Annotated in this window: 18 protein-coding genes and 1 riboswitch; of the genes, 9 read left to right on the top strand and 9 right to left on the bottom strand. The window is 66.7% G+C overall.

What is annotated here, in order from left to right; translation table 11 throughout:
• The first annotated feature begins 43 nt into the window (after positions 1 to 43).
• Together OVA06_RS14685 and OVA06_RS14680 are read left to right on the top strand one after the other, a co-directional pair.
• Complete coding sequence (locus OVA06_RS14685; protein WP_056076637.1) at positions 44 to 439, top strand: 6-pyruvoyl trahydropterin synthase family protein; 396 nt, start codon at positions 44 to 46, stop codon at positions 437 to 439.
• Between the two features lie 3 nt (positions 440 to 442).
• The gene (locus OVA06_RS14680; protein ID WP_268159283.1) at positions 443 to 1,525 is read left to right on the top strand and encodes a glycosyltransferase family 4 protein; all 1,083 of its coding nucleotides are present in this window, start codon (positions 443 to 445) and stop codon (positions 1,523 to 1,525) included.
• A gap of 55 nt (positions 1,526 to 1,580) precedes the next feature.
• Here OVA06_RS14680 and OVA06_RS14675 read toward each other — a convergent pair whose 3' ends face one another.
• Positions 1,581 to 2,087: a nucleoside deaminase gene (locus tag OVA06_RS14675; RefSeq protein ID WP_268159281.1), complete on the bottom strand. Its 507-nt coding sequence runs from the start codon at positions 2,085 to 2,087 to the stop codon at positions 1,581 to 1,583.
• 58 nt (positions 2,088 to 2,145) lie between these two features.
• Between OVA06_RS14675 and OVA06_RS14670 the strand changes: the two genes are divergently transcribed.
• The 3 genes from OVA06_RS14670 to OVA06_RS14660 are packed head-to-tail and all read left to right on the top strand — an operon-like array spanning position 2,146 to position 4,131.
• Complete coding sequence (locus tag OVA06_RS14670) at positions 2,146 to 3,069, top strand: phosphatase PAP2 family protein (RefSeq protein ID WP_268159279.1); 924 nt, start codon at positions 2,146 to 2,148, stop codon at positions 3,067 to 3,069.
• A 12-nt stretch (positions 3,070 to 3,081) separates the two neighbouring features.
• Positions 3,082 to 3,717 carry a uracil phosphoribosyltransferase gene (gene upp / locus OVA06_RS14665; RefSeq protein WP_056076631.1) on the top strand — a complete coding sequence of 212 codons (636 nt, stop codon included), beginning with the start codon at positions 3,082 to 3,084 and terminating at the stop codon, positions 3,715 to 3,717.
• Positions 3,718 to 3,762: 45 nt separating this feature from the next.
• Positions 3,763 to 4,131 carry a glyoxalase superfamily protein gene (locus OVA06_RS14660; protein ID WP_268159277.1) on the top strand — a complete coding sequence of 123 codons (369 nt, stop codon included), beginning with the start codon at positions 3,763 to 3,765 and terminating at the stop codon, positions 4,129 to 4,131.
• A 177-nt stretch (positions 4,132 to 4,308) separates the two neighbouring features.
• Here the strand turns inward: OVA06_RS14660 and OVA06_RS14655 are convergent, their stop codons facing one another.
• The 3 genes from OVA06_RS14655 to OVA06_RS14645 form a co-directional block, all read right to left on the bottom strand.
• The gene (locus OVA06_RS14655) at positions 4,309 to 5,058 is read right to left on the bottom strand and encodes a hypothetical protein (protein ID WP_268159275.1); all 750 of its coding nucleotides are present in this window, start codon (positions 5,056 to 5,058) and stop codon (positions 4,309 to 4,311) included.
• Positions 5,059 to 5,060: 2 nt separating this feature from the next.
• Positions 5,061 to 5,218: riboswitch (cyclic di-AMP (ydaO/yuaA leader) on the bottom strand.
• A 133-nt stretch (positions 5,219 to 5,351) separates the two neighbouring features.
• Complete coding sequence (locus OVA06_RS14650; RefSeq protein ID WP_268159273.1) at positions 5,352 to 6,845, bottom strand: sensor histidine kinase; 1,494 nt, start codon at positions 6,843 to 6,845, stop codon at positions 5,352 to 5,354.
• A 6-nt stretch (positions 6,846 to 6,851) separates the two neighbouring features.
• The gene (locus OVA06_RS14645) at positions 6,852 to 7,592 is read right to left on the bottom strand and encodes a response regulator transcription factor (RefSeq protein ID WP_056076624.1); all 741 of its coding nucleotides are present in this window, start codon (positions 7,590 to 7,592) and stop codon (positions 6,852 to 6,854) included.
• Positions 7,593 to 7,818: 226 nt separating this feature from the next.
• Between OVA06_RS14645 and OVA06_RS14640 the strand changes: the two genes are divergently transcribed.
• The 3 genes from OVA06_RS14640 (at position 7,819) to OVA06_RS14630 (ending at position 10,919) form a co-directional block, all read left to right on the top strand.
• Positions 7,819 to 8,799 carry a hypothetical protein gene (locus OVA06_RS14640; protein ID WP_268159271.1) on the top strand — a complete coding sequence of 327 codons (981 nt, stop codon included), beginning with the start codon at positions 7,819 to 7,821 and terminating at the stop codon, positions 8,797 to 8,799.
• A 568-nt stretch (positions 8,800 to 9,367) separates the two neighbouring features.
• Positions 9,368 to 10,234: a winged helix-turn-helix domain-containing protein gene (locus OVA06_RS14635; RefSeq protein ID WP_268159269.1), complete on the top strand. Its 867-nt coding sequence runs from the start codon at positions 9,368 to 9,370 to the stop codon at positions 10,232 to 10,234.
• Positions 10,235 to 10,391: 157 nt separating this feature from the next.
• Positions 10,392 to 10,919, top strand: a complete 528-nt coding sequence (locus OVA06_RS14630) for a SixA phosphatase family protein (RefSeq protein ID WP_268159267.1) — start codon at positions 10,392 to 10,394, stop codon at positions 10,917 to 10,919.
• On the opposite strand, the gene OVA06_RS14625 is transcribed toward OVA06_RS14630, so the two are convergent.
• Positions 10,897 to 11,811, bottom strand: coding sequence for a LysR family transcriptional regulator (locus tag OVA06_RS14625; RefSeq protein WP_268159265.1), 915 nt, complete (start codon positions 11,809 to 11,811; stop codon positions 10,897 to 10,899). The genes OVA06_RS14630 and OVA06_RS14625 overlap by 23 nt on opposite strands.
• A 72-nt stretch (positions 11,812 to 11,883) precedes the next feature.
• Here OVA06_RS14625 and OVA06_RS14620 point away from each other — a divergent pair, with 72 nt between their 5' ends.
• Positions 11,884 to 12,858, top strand: coding sequence for an EamA family transporter (locus OVA06_RS14620; protein WP_268159263.1), 975 nt, complete (start codon positions 11,884 to 11,886; stop codon positions 12,856 to 12,858).
• On the opposite strand, the gene OVA06_RS14615 is transcribed toward OVA06_RS14620, so the two are convergent.
• The 4 genes from OVA06_RS14615 to OVA06_RS14600 all read right to left on the bottom strand — a co-directional run bounded on the left by OVA06_RS14615 (position 12,759) and on the right by OVA06_RS14600 (position 17,216).
• Positions 12,759 to 13,496 (bottom strand): hypothetical protein, encoded by a 738-nt coding sequence (locus tag OVA06_RS14615; RefSeq protein ID WP_268159261.1) that lies wholly within the window; start codon positions 13,494 to 13,496, stop codon positions 12,759 to 12,761. The two genes, OVA06_RS14620 and OVA06_RS14615, sit on opposite strands and share 100 nt — an antisense overlap.
• 17 nt (positions 13,497 to 13,513) lie before the next feature.
• Complete coding sequence (locus OVA06_RS14610) at positions 13,514 to 14,248, bottom strand: TetR/AcrR family transcriptional regulator (protein ID WP_268160804.1); 735 nt, start codon at positions 14,246 to 14,248, stop codon at positions 13,514 to 13,516.
• A gap of 74 nt (positions 14,249 to 14,322) precedes the next feature.
• Positions 14,323 to 16,359 carry a YhgE/Pip domain-containing protein gene (locus tag OVA06_RS14605; protein WP_268159259.1) on the bottom strand — a complete coding sequence of 679 codons (2,037 nt, stop codon included), beginning with the start codon at positions 16,357 to 16,359 and terminating at the stop codon, positions 14,323 to 14,325.
• Positions 16,356 to 17,216 carry an ABC transporter ATP-binding protein gene (locus tag OVA06_RS14600; RefSeq protein WP_442793553.1) on the bottom strand — a complete coding sequence of 287 codons (861 nt, stop codon included), beginning with the start codon at positions 17,214 to 17,216 and terminating at the stop codon, positions 16,356 to 16,358. Before OVA06_RS14600 ends, OVA06_RS14605 begins: the two co-directional genes overlap by 4 nt.
• Positions 17,217 to 17,223: the final 7 nt, after the last annotated feature.

Below are 17,223 nucleotides of genomic sequence, written 5' to 3'. Positions count from 1 at the left end.
ACCACACCAGACCGACTTCACCAAACAGAGCCAGAGGTAATCCATGTTCAGCCTGACCGTCCGCCGCCACTTCATGATTGCCCACAGCCTGCCGCGTGAGGCGTTCGGACCTGCCCAGGGCCTGCACGGCGCAACGTTCGTCGCGGAGGTGGCGTTCCGCCGTCGTGCCCTGAATGACAACGCGATCGTCCTGGATATCGGCGCCGCCGGAACTGTCATCGAGGAGGTCCTTGACGGACTGAACTACAAGAACCTGGACGAGCACCCGGACTTCGAGGGCAAGCTCAGCACCACCGAGGCCCTCGCCCAGTACATTGCCCAGGCCGTGGCGGAGAAAATCAGCGATGACGACGACGGCCGCCACCTGGACGGGATCGACGTCACCCTCCGCGAGAATCCGGATGCCTGGGCAACGTTCTCGCTGGACCTCAAAGCCTGACCCATGCCCGTGGTGCGGTTGCTGGTCCCCGCCAACATTCGCCACAGCTCCGGCGGTAACGTCTACAACGCCAGGCTGGCAGAGGGAATGCAGAGCCTGGGCTGGGAAGTATGCGTGCTCCCGGTCGAAGGGAACTGGCCCCACGCTTCCGCCAAGGAACGACGCCGGTTCGGCAGCATTCTTGGCGCATGGGAATCAGGGCAAGAGCAACAGTCAGCCGTGGTGCTGGTGGACGGGCTCGTCGCCGTCGGCGCCCCGGACGAGCTCGAAGTCGCGGCCAAGGCGGGCCGGCGAACCTTCGTCCTGGTGCATATGCCCGTCCCGGAAACTTCCGGCCGGGAAGCGTTGCAGAAAGAAGCAAGGGCACTCCGTGCGGCGTCGGGTGTCATCTGCACCAGCAGCAGTGCGGCCGCCATCCTGAAGGAGCGCGGCCTTCCCAACGCCCGGGTCGCCCTTCCGGGAGCCGATCCGGCCCCGCCCGCCACAGGCTCCCGGCCTCCACACCTCCTCGCCGTGGCGGCGCTGCTGCCCAACAAGGACCAACTCCTCACCGTGGCAGCACTCGAAGGCATCCAGGATTTGGAGTGGACGGCCTCGCTGGTCGGATCGGAGCAGGCAGATCCGGCCTACGCCAGGCTGGTGAAGGAAGCCATCGCCCGCAGCGGGCTGGCAGGAAGAGTGCAGCTAACGGGGGAGCTGGCGGGGGATGCGCTTGAGGCGGAATGGAACCGTGCAGACCTGAGCCTCCTTGTCTCCCGCGAAGAAGCGTTTGGCATGGTGGTCACTGAGTCGCTGGCCCGCGGCGTTCCCGGGGTGGTCCGGCAGGGGACCGGTGCGGTCGAAGCGCTGGACCTGGCCGGGCTGAAGGATGCCGACGCCGGCACGCGCCTTCCGGGGGCGGCGCTTGCGCTGCCCCACGGGGGCGAAGCGGACGCAGCCGTTCTCGGCACGGCCCTTCGGCGATGGCTGGAGGACCATGCTTTGCAGCAGGAATGGCGCAGCCGGGCCCTGGAAGCATGCGGCCTCCTGCCCGGGTGGGAGGAGACGGCCGGGAACGTCGTGCGTGCGCTGACGGGCGTCGAGTAAAGCGCGAACAGGGCAAGGCCAAGGAAGCCTCTGGTCACCAGCCGAAGCGGTGCGGCTACAACCGTGTCCGGTGATCCGCGAAGAAGTCGCGCAGCAGCACGGAGCTCTCGCCTTCCCGGATGCCCGGGTAGACCTCCACCCAGTGGTTGAGCCGCCGCTCGCGGAGAATGTCGAACACGGACCCCGCGGCGCCCGCCTTCTCGTCCCAGGCGCCGAACACCACCCGGGGAATCCGGGCCAGGACGATCGCGCCGGCGCACATCGCGCACGGTTCCAGCGTGACCACCAGCGTGCAGTCGGACAACCGCCACCCGTCGTCCGGGCCGCCGGCGAGCCGTGCCAGTTCCCGCAGCCGCTCAGCAGCCTGGCGGAGGGCCACAACCTCGGCATGGGCGGTGGGGTCCCCAAGCTCTTCCCGCTGGTTCCGTCCGGAACCCAGCACCTCGCCGTCGGGCCCCAGCACCACGGCGCCAATGGGGACATCGCCGGTAGCGAGCGCCGCGCGGGCCTCCGCCAGGGCGAGGCCCATCCACTCGTCGTAACTGTTCGATGCGGAGACCATGGCTCAATGATAGTTTCGGGGGATAGTAAGCCTGCGTACTGAATGCCGGGGAGGCGCCGTGAGTACCGTTCGGGACCGCGTGGACCGTTGGATCAAACCGTATGCCGCCTTGTGGCTGACCATGGCGGTGGGCGGAACCCTGATTGTCGCCATGGCCCTCCTGGGTGCCGAAGTGTATTCGGACGTGGTGGATGATGAAGGCCTTGCGAGCCTTGATATCCCCGCCCTGGACTACGCCCAGTCACTGCGCAATCCCGGATTGGATGCGTTCGTCACGGGTTTCACCAACATTGGCGGCGGCATTGGCATGCCCATCCTCGCCACGCTCCTCACCGCGTGGCTGACCTTCCTCAGCAGGTCGTGGCGCCCGCTCCTCCTTGTAGGCGGTGCAGCTGCGGTTTCCACCGCGGCCACCACCCTGGGCAAGCGGCTGGTGGGCCGGACCCGGCCGGACCACTCCGAAGCTGTTCCGCCCTACGAAGACTCACCGTCGTTTCCCAGCGGGCACACCCTCAACACCACGGTGGTGATCGGCGTGCTGGTGTATATCATCTGTCTGCAGTTCCAGGTCCTCAGCGCGCGCATCACGGCCATCACCGCGGGTACCGTCTTCATTGTGTCCATGGGCCTGAGCAGGGTTTTCCTGGGCCACCACTGGTTGACCGATGTTATTGCCGGCTGGACGCTGGGCCTGGCCTGGGTCGGATTCGTCATCCTGGCCCATCGGATGTTCCATCTGATCCGGCGGCGGGAGCACGCGGGGCCCGCGCCATCGTTTGAGCGTCCCGTGGTGCGCGATGTCGTCGCAGACGCCATGCACCACGACAGCGCAACGCATGGCCGCGGAACGGACCACGACGGCGGGACTCACTTAGGCGGAACGGACCACGGCGGCGGGACTCACCCAGGCGCGCATCCAGGCAGCCGCGTCAGGCATCAGGAGCCCGGAGTAGGGGACTCCGGCAGGGACAGCGCCGGATGATAGCTTTGAGCAATGCGCACTCTCGTTGTGGACCACCCGCTGGTCGCCCATAAGCTCACTGTCCTCCGGGATAAGAACACCCCTTCGCCCGTGTTCCGGCAGCTGACCGAAGAGCTAGTGACACTGCTGGCGTACGAGGCCACGCGCGAGGTTCGCACCGAACCGGTCACTATCGAGACTCCGGTCAGCACCACGGTGGGCACGGCCTTCACCAAGCCCACCCCTCTGGTGGTCCCCATCCTGCGCGCCGGCCTCGGCATGCTGGAGGGCATGACCAAGCTGGTCCCCACTGCAGAAGTGGGTTTCCTGGGCATGGCCCGGGACGAGGAAACCCTGGACATCATCACCTACGCCGAGCGCCTGCCTGAGGACCTTACCGGCCGGCAGGTCTTCGTTCTGGATCCCATGCTGGCCACCGGCGGAACCCTGCGCGAGGCCATCAAGTTCCTGTTCAAGCGCGGGGCGTCGGACGTCACGTGCATCTGCCTGCTGGCGGCCCCGGAGGGCCTGGCCAAGCTGGAGGAGGAACTGGGCGAGGCAAACGTGCACATCGTCCTTGCGTCGATTGACGAGAAGCTGAACGAAAAGTCCTACATCGTGCCCGGCCTTGGAGATGCGGGAGACCGGCTGTACGGCATCGCCGGCTGAGGTTCAAGCCTTCCGCGCACAAGTCCCCGGCCGTAGCCTGTGGCAATGGACTGGAAACTTGAACTCGTGTTTGTCCCCGTGTCCGATGTGGACCGCGCCAAGGATTTCTACGTTAATAAAGTGGGTTTCAACGCCGACTTCGACGAACGCCCGTCGGAATCCATCCGCTTCGTGCAGCTGACCCCGCCCGGTTCAGCGTGTTCCATCTGCATCGGGGAAGGCCTCACTGACGCTCCTCCGGGCACCGGCTCCAACCTGCAGCTGGTGGTCAGCGACATCCAGGCCGCCCACGACCACCTGAAGAACAATGGGGTGGCGGTCAGCGATGTGGACGTTCAGGACTGGGGGCACTTCGTGTACTTCGCGGACCCGGACGGCAACCGCTGGGCCGTCCAGTACATTCCGGGACGGTAACGGCACGTCCCAGCCCCAAACCGCTCGGTGGCCGTTAGCGCCAATCCCAAAAATGGCTACCTAACGCACGGGGTAATTGGTGCCTCGCAGGAAGGGCTGCAGATACGACGACGGCCGCCGCTGAACCGGTAGGGTTCGGCGGCGGCCGGTCGAAAGGGCCTCAACGTGTGAAGGTTTTTAGTACCAGTTGTTGCCCAGGTGGAAGTTCAGGGCGCCACACGGGGACTGGTAACGCTCCTTGATGTAGTTCAGGCCCCAGTTGATCTGAGTGCGGTAGTTGGTCAGGTAGTCGGGGCCGGCGCTCGCCATTTTTTCGGCGGGGAGGGACTGCACGATGCCGTAAGCGCCGCTGCTGGCGTTGGTGGCGGTGGTGGTCCAGTCGGATTCCTTAGTCCACAGGGTGACCAGGCACTGCATCTGGTCCTGCGCCCATCCGTAGCTGGCCAGCTGGCCGGACGCGTAGGCCTGTGCGCCGGCAGGATCGTTGACGGCGACGACGGGAGCAGGCTCGGGAGCGGGAGCGGGAGCGGGAGCAGGCTCCGGTGCGGGAGCAGGTGCCGGTTCCGGTGCAGGAGCCGGGGCGGGCGCTGCGGCCGGGGCAGGTTCCGCAGCGGGTGCGGGCGCCGGTGCCGCCTCCTGGGGCTGCACCTTGAGTTCGGCGGGCGCCGAGGCCGCAGGGTTAGACCGGATTTCGCTCTTCTCGATGCTCATCTGGGAATCGGTGGCAGCGGGGGACTCGGAGCCGGTAGCTGCCACGCCGGAAAAGCCGTCCGTGGCCTGGCCTGCGGCGCCTACGCCCACCAGCATGGCTGCGGAGACTGCGAGGACCGCGGCGCGCTTGCCGAAGGAAGACTTCTTGCGGGTTTCAGGCTGCGCGCTGTGGCTCGGGGCCGATTTTGGGCGCGGTTTTACCGTGAATTTAGACATGTTTGTTTCGCCTCTCACACCTGCGGAGTTAGCTGTCGGGTTCGGATGAGGGCATCCGGCCGCACGGCAAATACACGTGCTGGCTTAACCCCAAGGGCAGTACTGCGTTGCCCGGGACGTGGGTCCCCCGCCTCTGCCTCAGTTCAAGCGAAATCCGGGAAGTGGCAGAGCTTGGCGTCATCCGGATATGCGGCCCGAACGGGAACCGCACTCTATCGACGGTACAGGAGAGCGGCGCTTAAGTCACATTTAGGTAACAGACGTCACGACGACGGCGCGTCGCCTTGGCGAATTCAGGCCACGGTCGGCAGGCGAAGCGCAAACTCCGTCATCCCCGGCCGTGATGTGACCGTTACCCGCCCTCCGTGGGCTTCCACGATGGACTGGACAATGGACAGGCCCAGCCCGCTGGTGCCCTCGGCAACGGCCGCGCCGGCCTGGTCGCCGCTGCCCTTGCGGGCCGCGTCTGCGCGGGCGAAGCGCGAAAAGACGTGGTCCACGAAGTCAGCCGGAATGCCTCCGCCGTCGTCCGTGACCGTCACGACGGCGGCGCCGTCGGGTGCCGTACCGACGCCGGCCACCACGGTGGTTCCGGCAGGGGTGTGTTTCCGGGCGTTGGACAGCAGGTTCATGAGTACCTGCCGCAGCTGCGCGCCGTCCCCGTTGACCAGCACCGGCTCCGCAGGAAGATCCAGCCGCCAGGTGTGGCTCGGGGCCATGACTTTTTCGTCGCTGACGCTTTCCACCACCAGCTGCGTCAGGTCCACCTCGGCCAGCTTGAGCGGCTGGCCCTCATCCAGCCGCGCCAGGAGCAGCAGGTCCTCCACCAGTGCCGTCATCCGCTCGGACTGGCTTTGGACCCGGGCCAGCGATTTCTGCCCATCGGGAGTGAAGTCCTCCGTCATCCGCATCAGCTCGGTGTAGCCGCGGATGGCGGTCAGCGGGGTGCGGAGCTCGTGCGAGGCGTCCGCCACGAACTGGCGCACCTTGGTTTCGCTCTTCTGCCGGGCTTCCAGGGCGCTGGCTACGTTGTCCAGCATGAGGTTCAGTGCATGCCCCACACTGCCCACCTCCGTGCCGGGGTTGGAGTTCGACGGCGGCACCCGCACGGCGAGCGCCACCTCACCGGCGTCCAGGGGCAGTTCAGACACCCTGGTGGCAACTTCGGAGAGCTGTTCCAAGGGTTTCATTGTGCGGCGGATCAGTACGGTCCCCACGAGGCCGATCAGCAGCAGGCCGCCCAACGACACGAACACGAAGGTCCACACCAGGGACCTGAGGGTACTTTCCTTGGTAGCCAGGGGGAGTCCTGTGACCAGGACATCGCCGGAGTTTGTCTGGACCGCGATCAGCCGGTAATCACCGCTGGACATCGAACGGTCCACGGGCCGGGAGTTGGCGTCGAGCGCAAGGAGCGTCTCCTTGTCCTCCGTGGACAAGGGCTGGCGGGTGGTGTCAGAGGCGAGGAAGCCGCCGGAACTCACCTGGCCGTTGCGGATGCTCGCGTTCACGGTGCCGATTCTCTGGCCCCGGGCGTCCAGGGGGTCCCGTCCGTTGAAGCCGCCAAACGGCGGGCGGCCGGGGTTGTCGGCAAGGTTTGCGGCTTGGCTGAGCTGGTCATCAAGCTGCCGGGTCAGGAAGGCGTCCATCGATGCGTAGCTCACGATGCCAACGGCACCGCAGATGGCGATAAGCAGGGCCATGGCCAGGGCAATCAGGCGGGTGCGCAGGTGCCAGGTTGCCGGCCTGAGCCAACTCCGGGCGTAGGGAGCTTCTGAAGTGGCCATGGCGTGCTACTCCGCCGGCTTGATGACGTAGCCGGCCCCGCGGACGGTGTGGATCATGGGCGGATGGACGGCGTCGATCTTTTTGCGGAGGTAGGAGATGTAGAGCTCCACAATGTTGGCCTGGCCGCCGAAATCGTAGTCCCACACCCGGTCAAGGATCTGGGCCTTGCTGATGACACGCTTGGGGTTTTCCATGAGGTAGCGGAGCAGCTCGAACTGGGTGGCCGTCAGCTGCACATCATCCCCGGCGCGGGTGACTTCCCGGGTGTCGACGTTGAGCACCAGGTCGCCCACCACCAATTCGGCAGTGTCCATGGCTGCGACGCCTGAGCGCTGAACCAGCCGGTGCAGGCGGAGGATGACTTCCTCCATGCTGAACGGTTTGGTGACATAGTCGTCACCGCCGGCGGCCAGGCCGACGATGCGGTCCTGGACTGCGTCCTTCGCGGTCAGGAAGAGGGCGGGCACCTCCGGCGCGAAGGCGCGGATCCTGCCCAGCAGCTCCACGCCGTCGAACCCTGGCAGCATTACGTCCAGCACCAGGACGTCGGGGCGGAAGTCCTTGGCCAGCTTCACCGCCTCGGGCCCGTCCGCTGCCACTGCCACGGACCACCCGGCCATCCGCAGGCCCATGCTCATCAGCTCGGAAAGGCTGGGTTCGTCATCCACCACCAGGGCGCGGATGGGGGAGCCGTCCGGATGGGAGAGCTTGGGGAGGTTGTTGGTCATGGAGTGCGAGGTGGCCATGGGACAACTCTCCGATCCTTCGATATAGGCGGGCTTTGGGCTACCTGTGCCCCAGCTGTGAATCCCAGCCTAGCCAGCTGGGCGTCGCAGCGGGTGAGGCAGCGTCGGCGCCAAGGTCCAAATGTCACAGTCAGCACTGCCCCGCTGCACAGCCCGGGTACAGGAACGCGGCTGACGCTGATGGAACATCAGCAGAGGCGACCGCCACGTTCCCTTGGAGCAGTCAATGGACCAGCAGAACAACCGTGCCGTCCCGGACGAACCGGCCCAGGGTGGACAGCCGCATCAGGCCGGCGCCGCAGCCGAGGGGCAGGCCCGCCCGCAAAGCCAGTGGGAAGTCTTTGCCGGCAACCCCGACAGCCCGCAGGCACCTTCCGGTTGGGCACCTCCCCGCATCGCGGAGAGCAGGCCGTCCCAGGATTGGGCCGCTCCCGGGAGCGGCCAGCCTGCTGGATGGGGGAGTACGACGGCGGACACGGACCAGCGGCAGGAACAGCCGGCAGGGTGGGGCGCACCGCAGCCGTACCCGGCAGAGGGGCGGCCCCGGGCTTTGGACGGCCGGACTTTGGATAACCGGGGCAGGGCAGCCAGGAAGGGGCTGATCATTGGCGGAGTCGTGGTGGCGGTGGCCGCAGCAGCTGGTGCGGGGGCCTATGCCGCCGGAAACAGCTCCGTGGCAGCCGCGGACAATACCCAGGATGCCGGCGGCGCCAGCGGGACCAACGGGCAGGCGGACCCCGGCGGCCAGTTCGCGCCCGGCGGCCAGTCCGGAATGACAGCCCCGGACGGCATTGGCGGCATGAACGGCGGAGCCATGGGCGGCCCCGGCGGTCTCGGCATAGGGCTGGCAGGGCTGAACGCCGCCATACACTCCGAATATGTGATCCTGCAGGATTCTTCCTACGTGACCATGGCTTCCCAGACGGGCACCGTCACGGACGTTTTGTCTGACTGGCTGACCGTCAAGAGCGAGGACGGGTTTTCGCGCACCTACGCCGTCGGAGCGGATGTGCAGGTATCAGAGGGCATCCGGCAACGGGGCAGCGGCAGCACGGGTGGCACACTGGGCATCTCGGAAGACACGTCCGGGTCAACCGTCCGCGTTACCGCGCTCAAGTCGTCGGACAGCTACACAGCCAAGACCGTACTGCTTGCGACGGCGTCCGGTACGGCAGCAGCTCCGGGTGCGGGGACAACCACCAACTGACCGGCCGTCGCAATGTGAGACGCCGCCGCGGTGGCTTCGTTCAGGTAGCCGGGGGCCAAAAAGACGGCTAGCAGCCGGCAATGAATTGGACAGTGAGGACCCTCCGGTGGGTCGATTCTATGTCAAGCGATTGAAATTCAGCGTGATTCGATAGATTGCGTATCCATCGAAGATAGTTCAATCAAATAACTCTCCGAGGGATCATTCTCGGATAACGAGTGTTATTATTTGACCTTCCCAGAATCGTGATCTGTCGCACATTCCGCCGCTTTGTCTCACGATGCGGACGATCCCGCCCATTGTTACTTGCAAGTTGCCATTGTTACGCTGCACACTTCCAATGTGAACAAGAACTCAACAGCACCTGCAGCCGCAGAATATTGGCCCAGCACATCAGCTGCTGCCGACATGCGCTGTTGTCGAATGCACGCCTGACCTTCTACACCCTTCGAAGTTCTTAGGCATTCGCCCCCAGCCCAGCGTCGGGCGCCCCTCCCCATTCGCAGTGCGGGGAAACCCAGCATTCGAGTGCCGCTATGGCGGCCATTCACATTGAGGTAAGCATTCCATGTCAGTTGCATCCGGATACGTCCACATCTCCGTCCGTAACGCCGCCAAGGCCGGCCAGCCGTCCGGCCTCCGCCCCGGTTTCGGCCCCCGCCCCTCGCTTGCTCCGACGTCCGGAAACAGCTTCCCGGCGCAGGGCTACTCACCGCAGGGCTACAACCCCAACTCCTACGGCCAGCTCCGCGCGGTGCAGCCCACGGAGACCGCGGCGCCCATCACCGCCCCCACCCCCGTGGTGGCCGGGCCTAACGCCGTCCGGCCGGTTCCCAACGAGAATGTGGCCCGCGGGTTTGTGCTGTACATGGGCATTGATGAGGAAACCGCTGCAGCTGCCGGCACCTCCATTGCCAAGCTTGCCCAGGAAATCCGGGCCTACGCCCAGTCGCTGGTGACCGGCGCCGAAAGCTACGCCGCCGTGGCCGTTGCCCCTGCCGGCACCCCCGGTTCCGCGCTCGACGTCGTCCGTTCCACCTTCGGCGACCCCACCGTCAACGCCCGGCAGCGCACCGAGGCACCCCGGCCCCAGCAGCCGCAGGAGCCCCGCCCCTCCGGCGTCCTGATCGACCTCGCCCGCCGCGAAGTCCACCTCGATGGCGAGTCCCTCAACCTGACCTTCAAGGAGTTCGAACTCCTGAACTACCTGGTGGAAAACGGCACCCGCACGGTGGGCCGCGACGAACTGCTTGAAGGCCTGTGGCGCAACGCCGAAGAGGTCCCCAACGAGCGCACCATCGACGTCCACATCCGCCGCCTCCGCTCCAAGCTCGGCCGGCTGGCCAACACCGTCCGCACGGTCCGCGGCCAGGGCTACAGGTTCTACGAGCACCCCGAGGTAGTCGTCTGGGCCGCTCCGGAATACTCGATCTAGAAACGCTCATCACCGCCAGAAGGCGGCACGATCCCTCTGCGCCTGCGCTCGTTCCTCACGCAACAACGGCGCTTTCGGGATGTGCCGCCTTCTTGCGTTCGTGTTGCCCAGCCAAGCATTGACCTCCACGGCTAAGTGGTTTGGATAGGCTTGGGCCATGAGTGAGCACCATCTTCGCCGGCTTGTGATCATGCGGCATTCCAAGGCCGACTGGCCCGGCGGGATTGCCGACCATGAGCGGCCCCTGGAGGAACGCGGTCACCGGGAGGCGCCGCTGGCTGGGAAGTGGCTGCTTAAGCACAACATCGTCCCTGACTTCATCCTGTGCTCGAGTGCCCTGCGTACCCGCCAGACCTGCACCTGGGTGTGCTCGGAGCTGGGGGACAAGGCGCCCACGCCCAAGCTTGAAGACGGGCTGTATGCCGCCTCGGCCCTGCGCATGCTTGCCGTGGTCAACCACGTTCCGGATACCGTGACCACCCTGATGCTGATCTCGCACCTGCCGGGCGTCCAGGACCTGGCGATGCACCTGGCCTCCCGGGACTCCGACCATGATGCTTATATGGACGCTGCCACCCGGTATCCCACCAGCGCGCTGACAGTTCTGGAAACCGAAAAGTCGTGGGCCGAGCTGGACGGGCAGGACGCCCGCATCACCAGGTTCAAGGTTCCCCGGGCCCACTAGCAGCGATCTTCCGCAGCAGTTCGGACACGTACCGGATGCCCGGGCTGGCCGTCATGGTCCTGCGGTGGACAATGCCCACCTGCCGCGCCTGGACGGGGTCCGTGACGGGCACCGCAACCACGTCCCGCGGCAGCACCGGGCGGCCCAGCCGCGGAACCAGGGCCACCACTGCGGCCTGCTCCACGAGGGCGATGTGGGTGGCGAAATCGGGGTCGTAGACCTTGATGTCGGGAACCCGGCCAAGATCGGCGAAGATCCTCAGCAGGGCTTCGTTGCAGATGGCCCCGTGCGGGGTGCTGATCCATTGCTCATCCACCAGGTCCGCCGGTGTGACCCCGGAGCGCCCTGCCAGCTTGTGGCTGCTGTGCACGAGGACATCGGCGATGTCCTCGCACAGCCACTCCAGCGACAGATGCTCGGGAATCACCAGCGGAACGGAATTCCAGTTGTGCACCAGGCCCAGGTCCGCCTCGCCGTTGGCCACGCGGGCCACGGCCTCACGTGGGTCTTCGGCAAGGACGCTGACGTCCAGGTCGCTTTCGGTCGCGGCCAGTTTGCCCAGCAGTGGCCCCACCAGTCCGCGGCATGCGGTGGAGAATGCCACCACCCGCAGCTGCCCGCTGGGCTTGGCCGGATCGGCCAGCAGGGTTGACTGGAGTTCTTCGAGTTCGGCAAGGATGCGCCGCCCATAGGCGGCGAGTGCCACGCCCCTTTCGGTGAGCAGTACGCCCCGTCCCCGGCGTTCCAGCACGGCAAAGCCGGCTTCCCTCTCCAACTTCTTCACCTGCTGGGAGACGGCCGAAGGGCTGAAGCCCATAGCTTCGGAGGCTGCAATGACGGACCGGTACTGTTCAATCGCGGCCAGGGCCCGGAGCGACCCGATATCAATCATGAAGCAAAAGTACACGATTTACGGTGCAAATAAACGCTGGTGCTTCATTGCTGCTTCTGCCACTCTGATGGGGTGAATCTCCGCAACTCCCTCCTCGCCGTCCTGGTTGCCATCCTGTGGGGCCTGAATTTCGTTGCCATCGACATCGGGCTGCACCCCGGGGGAGGGGACGTCCCGCCGCTCCTGTTCGTGCCGATGCGCTTCGTCCTGGTGGTGGTCCCGTGGATCTTCTTCATCCGCAAGCCGGATGTCAGCTGGAAGGCGATCATCGGCGTCGGCCTCTTCATGAGTGCCGGGCAGTTCGGGCTCCTTTACCTGGCCATGGCGCTGGGAATGCCGGCAGGGCTCGCTTCCCTGGTGTTGCAGGCGCAGGTGCTCCTGACGGTCCTGCTTGCCACCGTTTTCCTCGGTGAACGGCCCGGACCCCGCCAGCTTGCCGGGGTGGTCCTGGGCGTGGCGGGGCTGGCCGTCGTCGCGGCGGGCCGCAGCGCTGTCGCGCCATTGCTGCCCTTCCTCATCGTCCTCGCGGCCGCACTGTCCTGGGCCGCAGGGAACGTCATTGCCCGGAAAGCGCGGGCAGCCTCGGGACTGGGCCTGGTGGTGTGGTCCGGCGCCGTGGTGCCGCTGCCCCTTTTCTGCCTGTCGCTGGTGGTGGATGGCCCCGGCGCAGTGCTGGGGACGCTCGGGCACCTGCAGGCGCCCACGCTGCTGAGCGCACTGTACACGGCCGTGTTCGCCTCGCTGGTGGGCTACGGAATCTGGAACCGGCTGCTGGCCAGCCACCCGTCGTCCGCCGTTGTTCCGTTCACCCTGCTGGTCCCGGTGGTGGGAATGGGCACGGCCTGGCTGGTCCTGGCGGAAATTCCCACGCCAACGGAAATTGCGGGCGGGCTGCTGCTCCTTGCAGGCGTGGCGACGGCGGTGGTGAACTTCAGCCGGAGGCCGCCTCAGCGGCCCGTGGTTGAGCCGTTGCCGGACTTCGGGGACGGGCGGCGGGCAGGTGTGGACGGCAACCTGGCCGGCGGCCGGGTCCCCGGGGCACGCTGAGCCGCCGAACCCTGGGCACCTGGTCCCTGGGCGCCGGAACGTTGGCCGCCGGAGGCCCTTGTCGCGGAACGCTGCGTCCCGGAACCCTGTTCAGCCGCGCGCGGCGCACCTGGCCTGGGCGCAGCCGTACGTTGTTCTCCCGCCCGCTGCGCACCCGGGCGCCGCGCGGGGTTCTGTGCCGTTCCCCGGCCGGAGGGACGGCTCGCGGCTGCGGGCCTGCGTCCCGCCGTGGCGGGCCTGCGCGCGCTGCCAGCACGACGCCGGGACGGCCATGCAGCGCCCAGGAAAAGGACCGCCAGGGTCCCCGCAGCGGCGGCAGCGGCCACCATGAAGTAGTTGTCCGGATCGTTCGTGGGCAACGGGGTGCCGATGAAGGATGACTCGCCGTCGAACGCCAGCTCCCAGGTGCTCAGGAATGCGAGCGAGCACGCGATGGTGATGCTGGTACCCGCACCTGTCGCTACGAGGGCCAGGCGACGCCGACGGACGAGCAGCTCCCCGACCGCGGCCACATAGGCCAGCGCCAGGACGCCTAGGAACGCCAGGAACACAGGCTCCGCCAGCGTCATCCCCGTCAGGACCAGCAGCCCGGCCGCGACGATGCCGCAAATGACCGCAAACTTTCCGCTGTTGCCCATGTGACGCATGTGCTCCATCATCTCCGAGGGTGCGCATCCTTCAGGACGTAGCCGCGCATGATGGCCATGATTGCTGCAACGCTTTGGTCACGGGTCCGCTCGGGGTTATAGGTCTGCCGGTCCAGGCCCACAACGAAGCAGGCGCCGAAGATGGCCGTTTCAAGGCTCCCGCGGGGTACGGACTCGTCCACCGGGTAGGCCTTCGCCACGTTGTCCACGGCCTGACCCACCACCTCCAACAGCTCCCCGCGAAGCACCGCGAAGGTGCCCTGCCACTCGCTGGGGATGCGCCAGTTCTCGCTCACCCACAGCCGGGCGAAGGACGGGTACTCGGCCATGAAATCCATGGCCTGCCCGATCATCGACTCCATGGCCACCAGGGGATCCCCGGCCGAAACGGAGGGATCCCCGTCCGAATCAGTGGAACTCCCGGCTTCGGCACCGCCGGTCTTATTGGCCTTGCGCGGGCGTCCGGTACGTGGCTGCCCTGCGTCGGCGGCTCCCAGCAGCCTGGCCTTCAGGATGTCCACACCATGCCTCAGCAGCTGGGCGATCAGTTCGGACTTACTGCCGAAGTTGTAGTAGACAGTTCCCTTCGATACGCCGGCGGCCGCGGCGATTTCGTCCACCGTCACGTTTGCGGCCCCGCGCTCGCCGATCAGTGCCATGGAGGCATCGAACAGCTTCTGCCGGGTGGCCGTGGTCCGGGCCGGCCGCCGCCCTTTCGTAGTGTCTAAGGGATGTGTGCCCATTTCCGCCGTTTCCAGGACCGAAGCTGCCGCTGCCCCGTCTGCCAAGGCAGCGCCCGTATCCTCCGGGTCCTTGCTCATACGGCAATCTCCGGCTTAAGCGTCTTCAAAGTCCAGTACTTGTTCTTGCGCACTGCCAGCGTGGACATCACGGTACCCAGCAGGGTGTACCCCAGGAGGCCGGCCACGGTGGGCAGGATCATGGACAGGTCCGCCCCGTAGATCAGGTGCCGCATTCCGGTCACCACGTACCCCATGGGAAGGATCTCGTGCACCACATGCAGGGGCTGCGGTGTGGTCTGCCACGGGAAGGTACCTCCCGAGGACACGAGCTGGAGCACCAGCAGGATGAGCACCACCAGCTTGCCGGGGGAGCCCAGTAGCGCAACGATCCCCTGGATCAGTGCACTGAACGCCATGGCCGCCGCCAGCATGAACAGCCACATCATCACCGGATGCGCGGGGTTCAGGCCCAGGGCGACGTTCACCACCAGGGTCAGCAGGGACGCCTGCACAACGGATACAGCCAGGAAAGGGAGCCAGCCGCCCAGGGCGATCTTCCAGGACGGGGCGTTGGACGCCAGCGCCCGCTGGGTGATGGGACGCATGGCCTGCACCAGCATGAAGATGCCGATCCACAGGGCCAGCGTGAGGAAGAACGGTGCCAGCCCGGCGCCGTAGGAGTTGGCCTTGGCCTGGGAAACGTTGCTGACCGCAACCGGATCCGCCATGACCCTGGACAGGTTGTCCTTCTGGGCATCGTCGGGGTTGGGAACCTGCCCGGCACCCTTGCCGATCTCATCGGCCAGCGTGCGTGAACCGTCCGCGGCCGTGCCGGCACCGTCGGCCAGCTGGGCAGCGCCGGAATCGAGCTTCTGCGCCCCCGCAGCCAGGCTGGAGGTGCCGTCCAATGCGGCCTGCTCACCGGTGGCGAGGGTGGCGGCACCGGTATGGAGTTTGTCGGCGCCGCTTGAGGCCTGCCCGATGGCGTCCTTCAGTGCTGGGGTGGCGGCGGCCAGTTGCGCGGCGCCCACACTGACGGCCTCGGAGCCGTCGGCGAGCTGCTGGATCTGGGCCGCATCCGACTGCAGCTTCGCCTTGGCGGCGGCTACCGGGTTGGACGTGGCTGCGGCATCGAAGTCGGCAAGAATGGCGTTGGCCTGCTCCTGCGTCAGTACGCCCGAAGCCACCAGCCGGCTGTTGGACTCCACCACCCGTGCCCGCAGCCCCTTGTCCGCAGCCTCCAGCTGCGTTGCCACATCCTGGACCTTGGTGTTGAGCTGGGCATTCCCGGCGGCCACCTGCGCAGCCCCGGACGCAAGCGTCTGCGAGTCGGTGGGGAGCGACCCGGTCTTGTCCTTCAATACCGACAGGCCGCTGCTTAACTGGCCGGCGCCGTCGGTGAGCTGATTGGCTCCGTCGCGGAGCTTCAGCTGCCCGGCCTCGAGCTGGGAGGCTCCGCTGCTGAGGTCTGTGGTTCCCTGATGCAGCGTCACGGTGCCGTCGCGGAGGGTGGCGACGCCGTCCGCCAGCTGCCCCGCACCGTCGGCGGCTTTCACCATCTGGGTGTGGATGGTTCCAAAGCCGGTGAGCAGCTGGTTCGCGGTTTCCTCGCCCACCTCGGTGGCCACCGTGGTGTGAACAGCAGTGGTCAGCTTGTCCACGATGGTGCTGAGGAGATAGTTGTTCGCGTCGTTGGTGGTGACATTGAGCATCGCCTGGCTCGCGGAGTCGAAGCTACCCGGCGAAGCCAGGTTGGCGGAGAAGTCTTTCGGGATCTTAAGGGCAAAGGCGTACTCGCCGCTGCTGACGCCCTCATCCGCTGCTGCGGAGCTTTCCACCGGAATCCAGTGGAAGACGTTCCCCTCCACCAGGCTGTCCGCCACCTTCGCCCCGGCCTCCAAACGGGTACCGTCGCTGCTTCCGGCCCCCGTATCCTCGACCACCAGCGCGGCATCAAGGTTGTTCAGGTGGCCGTAAGGATTCCAGTTGGCGTACAAATAGACGGCCCCGTACAAGAGGGGGACCATGGTCAGCGCGAGGATGGTCAGCTTGGGCAGCAGCCCGCCGGTCATGCGCTTGAGTTCGGAGCGGGCCAGCCGGATGACTGTCACTTGGCAACCTCGGTTTCGAGTTCATCGGTCCGGACGTGCTGCCCGGTGTGTGCAGGGGTGGCCCGGCTTTCGTGGCCATGGGTACCCTCGTTGAGGGCATCGTCTTCATCCGGACGCTCCGGCAGCCCGTCGTCGCGGATCGCAGCTTCGTGGCGGCCAGTCTGCCGGCCGTCGCTCGCCTCGTCAGTTTCCGTCACGGGCCCATCTGTCACGGCATCGTTGCCCACATCTGCCACAGCATCGTTGCCCACGACGGCGGACGGGCCGTTCCACGACGGCGGGAGGGCGCGCACGGTGGCGACGACCGCGAGCGGCCTTCCGGCGTCGGACGCCAATTCCTGCAGGCGGGGCAGCCAGGCGGCGTTGTCCGCGCTGTGCCTGTCCGGAGAGTCCACCACGAGGAGGTCGGTGTGCGGGTTGGCCAGCGCCAGCGCGGTCAGCAGCTCCAGCCGCCGGGCGGGGTCCAGCTGTTCGGTCCAGAGGCCGGCGATGTCCTCGAAGCGGTTCACTTTGAGCCACGGGCCGCTGAGCAGCGCGCCCCGGTAGCGGCGCGGCACCAGGGCAAGGTCCTCTGTCACGAGGTCGCGCACGCTCAGGTGCTCCTCCGGCTCGTTCACGCCGGGGGAGTCCACCAGGGCACTGGCCAGCCGCAGCTGCCGGGTGCGCTGCTGCCCGTCCCAGGCAACCGAGCCGCCGGTGGACTTCATCCGCCCACTGAGGGCAAGGGCAAGGGCCGTGCGTTGGTCCTGGCGGTCACCGGCCACCAGCAGGAGCTGTCCCCGCTCCACGGCAAGCGCGGTGGGAGGGAGCAGGGGATCGCGGCGGCCTTTGACAGAAAGCTGGCGTGCTGAGAGCAAGGGGAGC

It is taken from the genome of Pseudarthrobacter sp. SL88 (genome assembly GCF_026672455.1).
Classification (GTDB): domain Bacteria; phylum Actinomycetota; class Actinomycetes; order Actinomycetales; family Micrococcaceae; genus Arthrobacter.
This window is presented reverse-complemented; position numbering and strand designations above follow the sequence as displayed.

Excerpts from the sequence above, each read along its gene's own strand:
- OVA06_RS14625 (WP_268159265.1), bottom strand. The coding sequence starts at position 11,811 with ATGATTGATATCGGGTCGCTCCGGGCCCTGGCCGCGATTGAACAGTAC.
- OVA06_RS14680 (WP_268159283.1), top strand. The coding sequence starts at position 443 with ATGCCCGTGGTGCGGTTGCTGGTCCCCGCCAACATTCGCCACAGCTCC.
- OVA06_RS14685 (WP_056076637.1), top strand. The coding sequence starts at position 44 with ATGTTCAGCCTGACCGTCCGCCGCCACTTCATGATTGCCCACAGCCTG.
- OVA06_RS14640 (WP_268159271.1), top strand. The coding sequence starts at position 7,819 with ATGGACCAGCAGAACAACCGTGCCGTCCCGGACGAACCGGCCCAGGGT.
- OVA06_RS14645 (WP_056076624.1), bottom strand. The coding sequence starts at position 7,592 with ATGGCCACCTCGCACTCCATGACCAACAACCTCCCCAAGCTCTCCCAT.
- OVA06_RS14635 (WP_268159269.1), top strand. The coding sequence starts at position 9,368 with ATGTCAGTTGCATCCGGATACGTCCACATCTCCGTCCGTAACGCCGCC.
- OVA06_RS14650 (WP_268159273.1), bottom strand. The coding sequence starts at position 6,845 with ATGGCCACTTCAGAAGCTCCCTACGCCCGGAGTTGGCTCAGGCCGGCA.
- OVA06_RS14675 (WP_268159281.1), bottom strand. The coding sequence starts at position 2,087 with ATGGTCTCCGCATCGAACAGTTACGACGAGTGGATGGGCCTCGCCCTG.
- OVA06_RS14610 (WP_268160804.1), bottom strand. The coding sequence starts at position 14,248 with ATGGGCACACATCCCTTAGACACTACGAAAGGGCGGCGGCCGGCCCGG.
- OVA06_RS14655 (WP_268159275.1), bottom strand. The coding sequence starts at position 5,058 with ATGTCTAAATTCACGGTAAAACCGCGCCCAAAATCGGCCCCGAGCCAC.
- OVA06_RS14660 (WP_268159277.1), top strand. The coding sequence starts at position 3,763 with ATGGACTGGAAACTTGAACTCGTGTTTGTCCCCGTGTCCGATGTGGAC.
- upp (WP_056076631.1), top strand. The coding sequence starts at position 3,082 with ATGCGCACTCTCGTTGTGGACCACCCGCTGGTCGCCCATAAGCTCACT.
- OVA06_RS14615 (WP_268159261.1), bottom strand. The coding sequence starts at position 13,496 with ATGGGCAACAGCGGAAAGTTTGCGGTCATTTGCGGCATCGTCGCGGCC.
- OVA06_RS14630 (WP_268159267.1), top strand. The coding sequence starts at position 10,392 with ATGAGTGAGCACCATCTTCGCCGGCTTGTGATCATGCGGCATTCCAAG.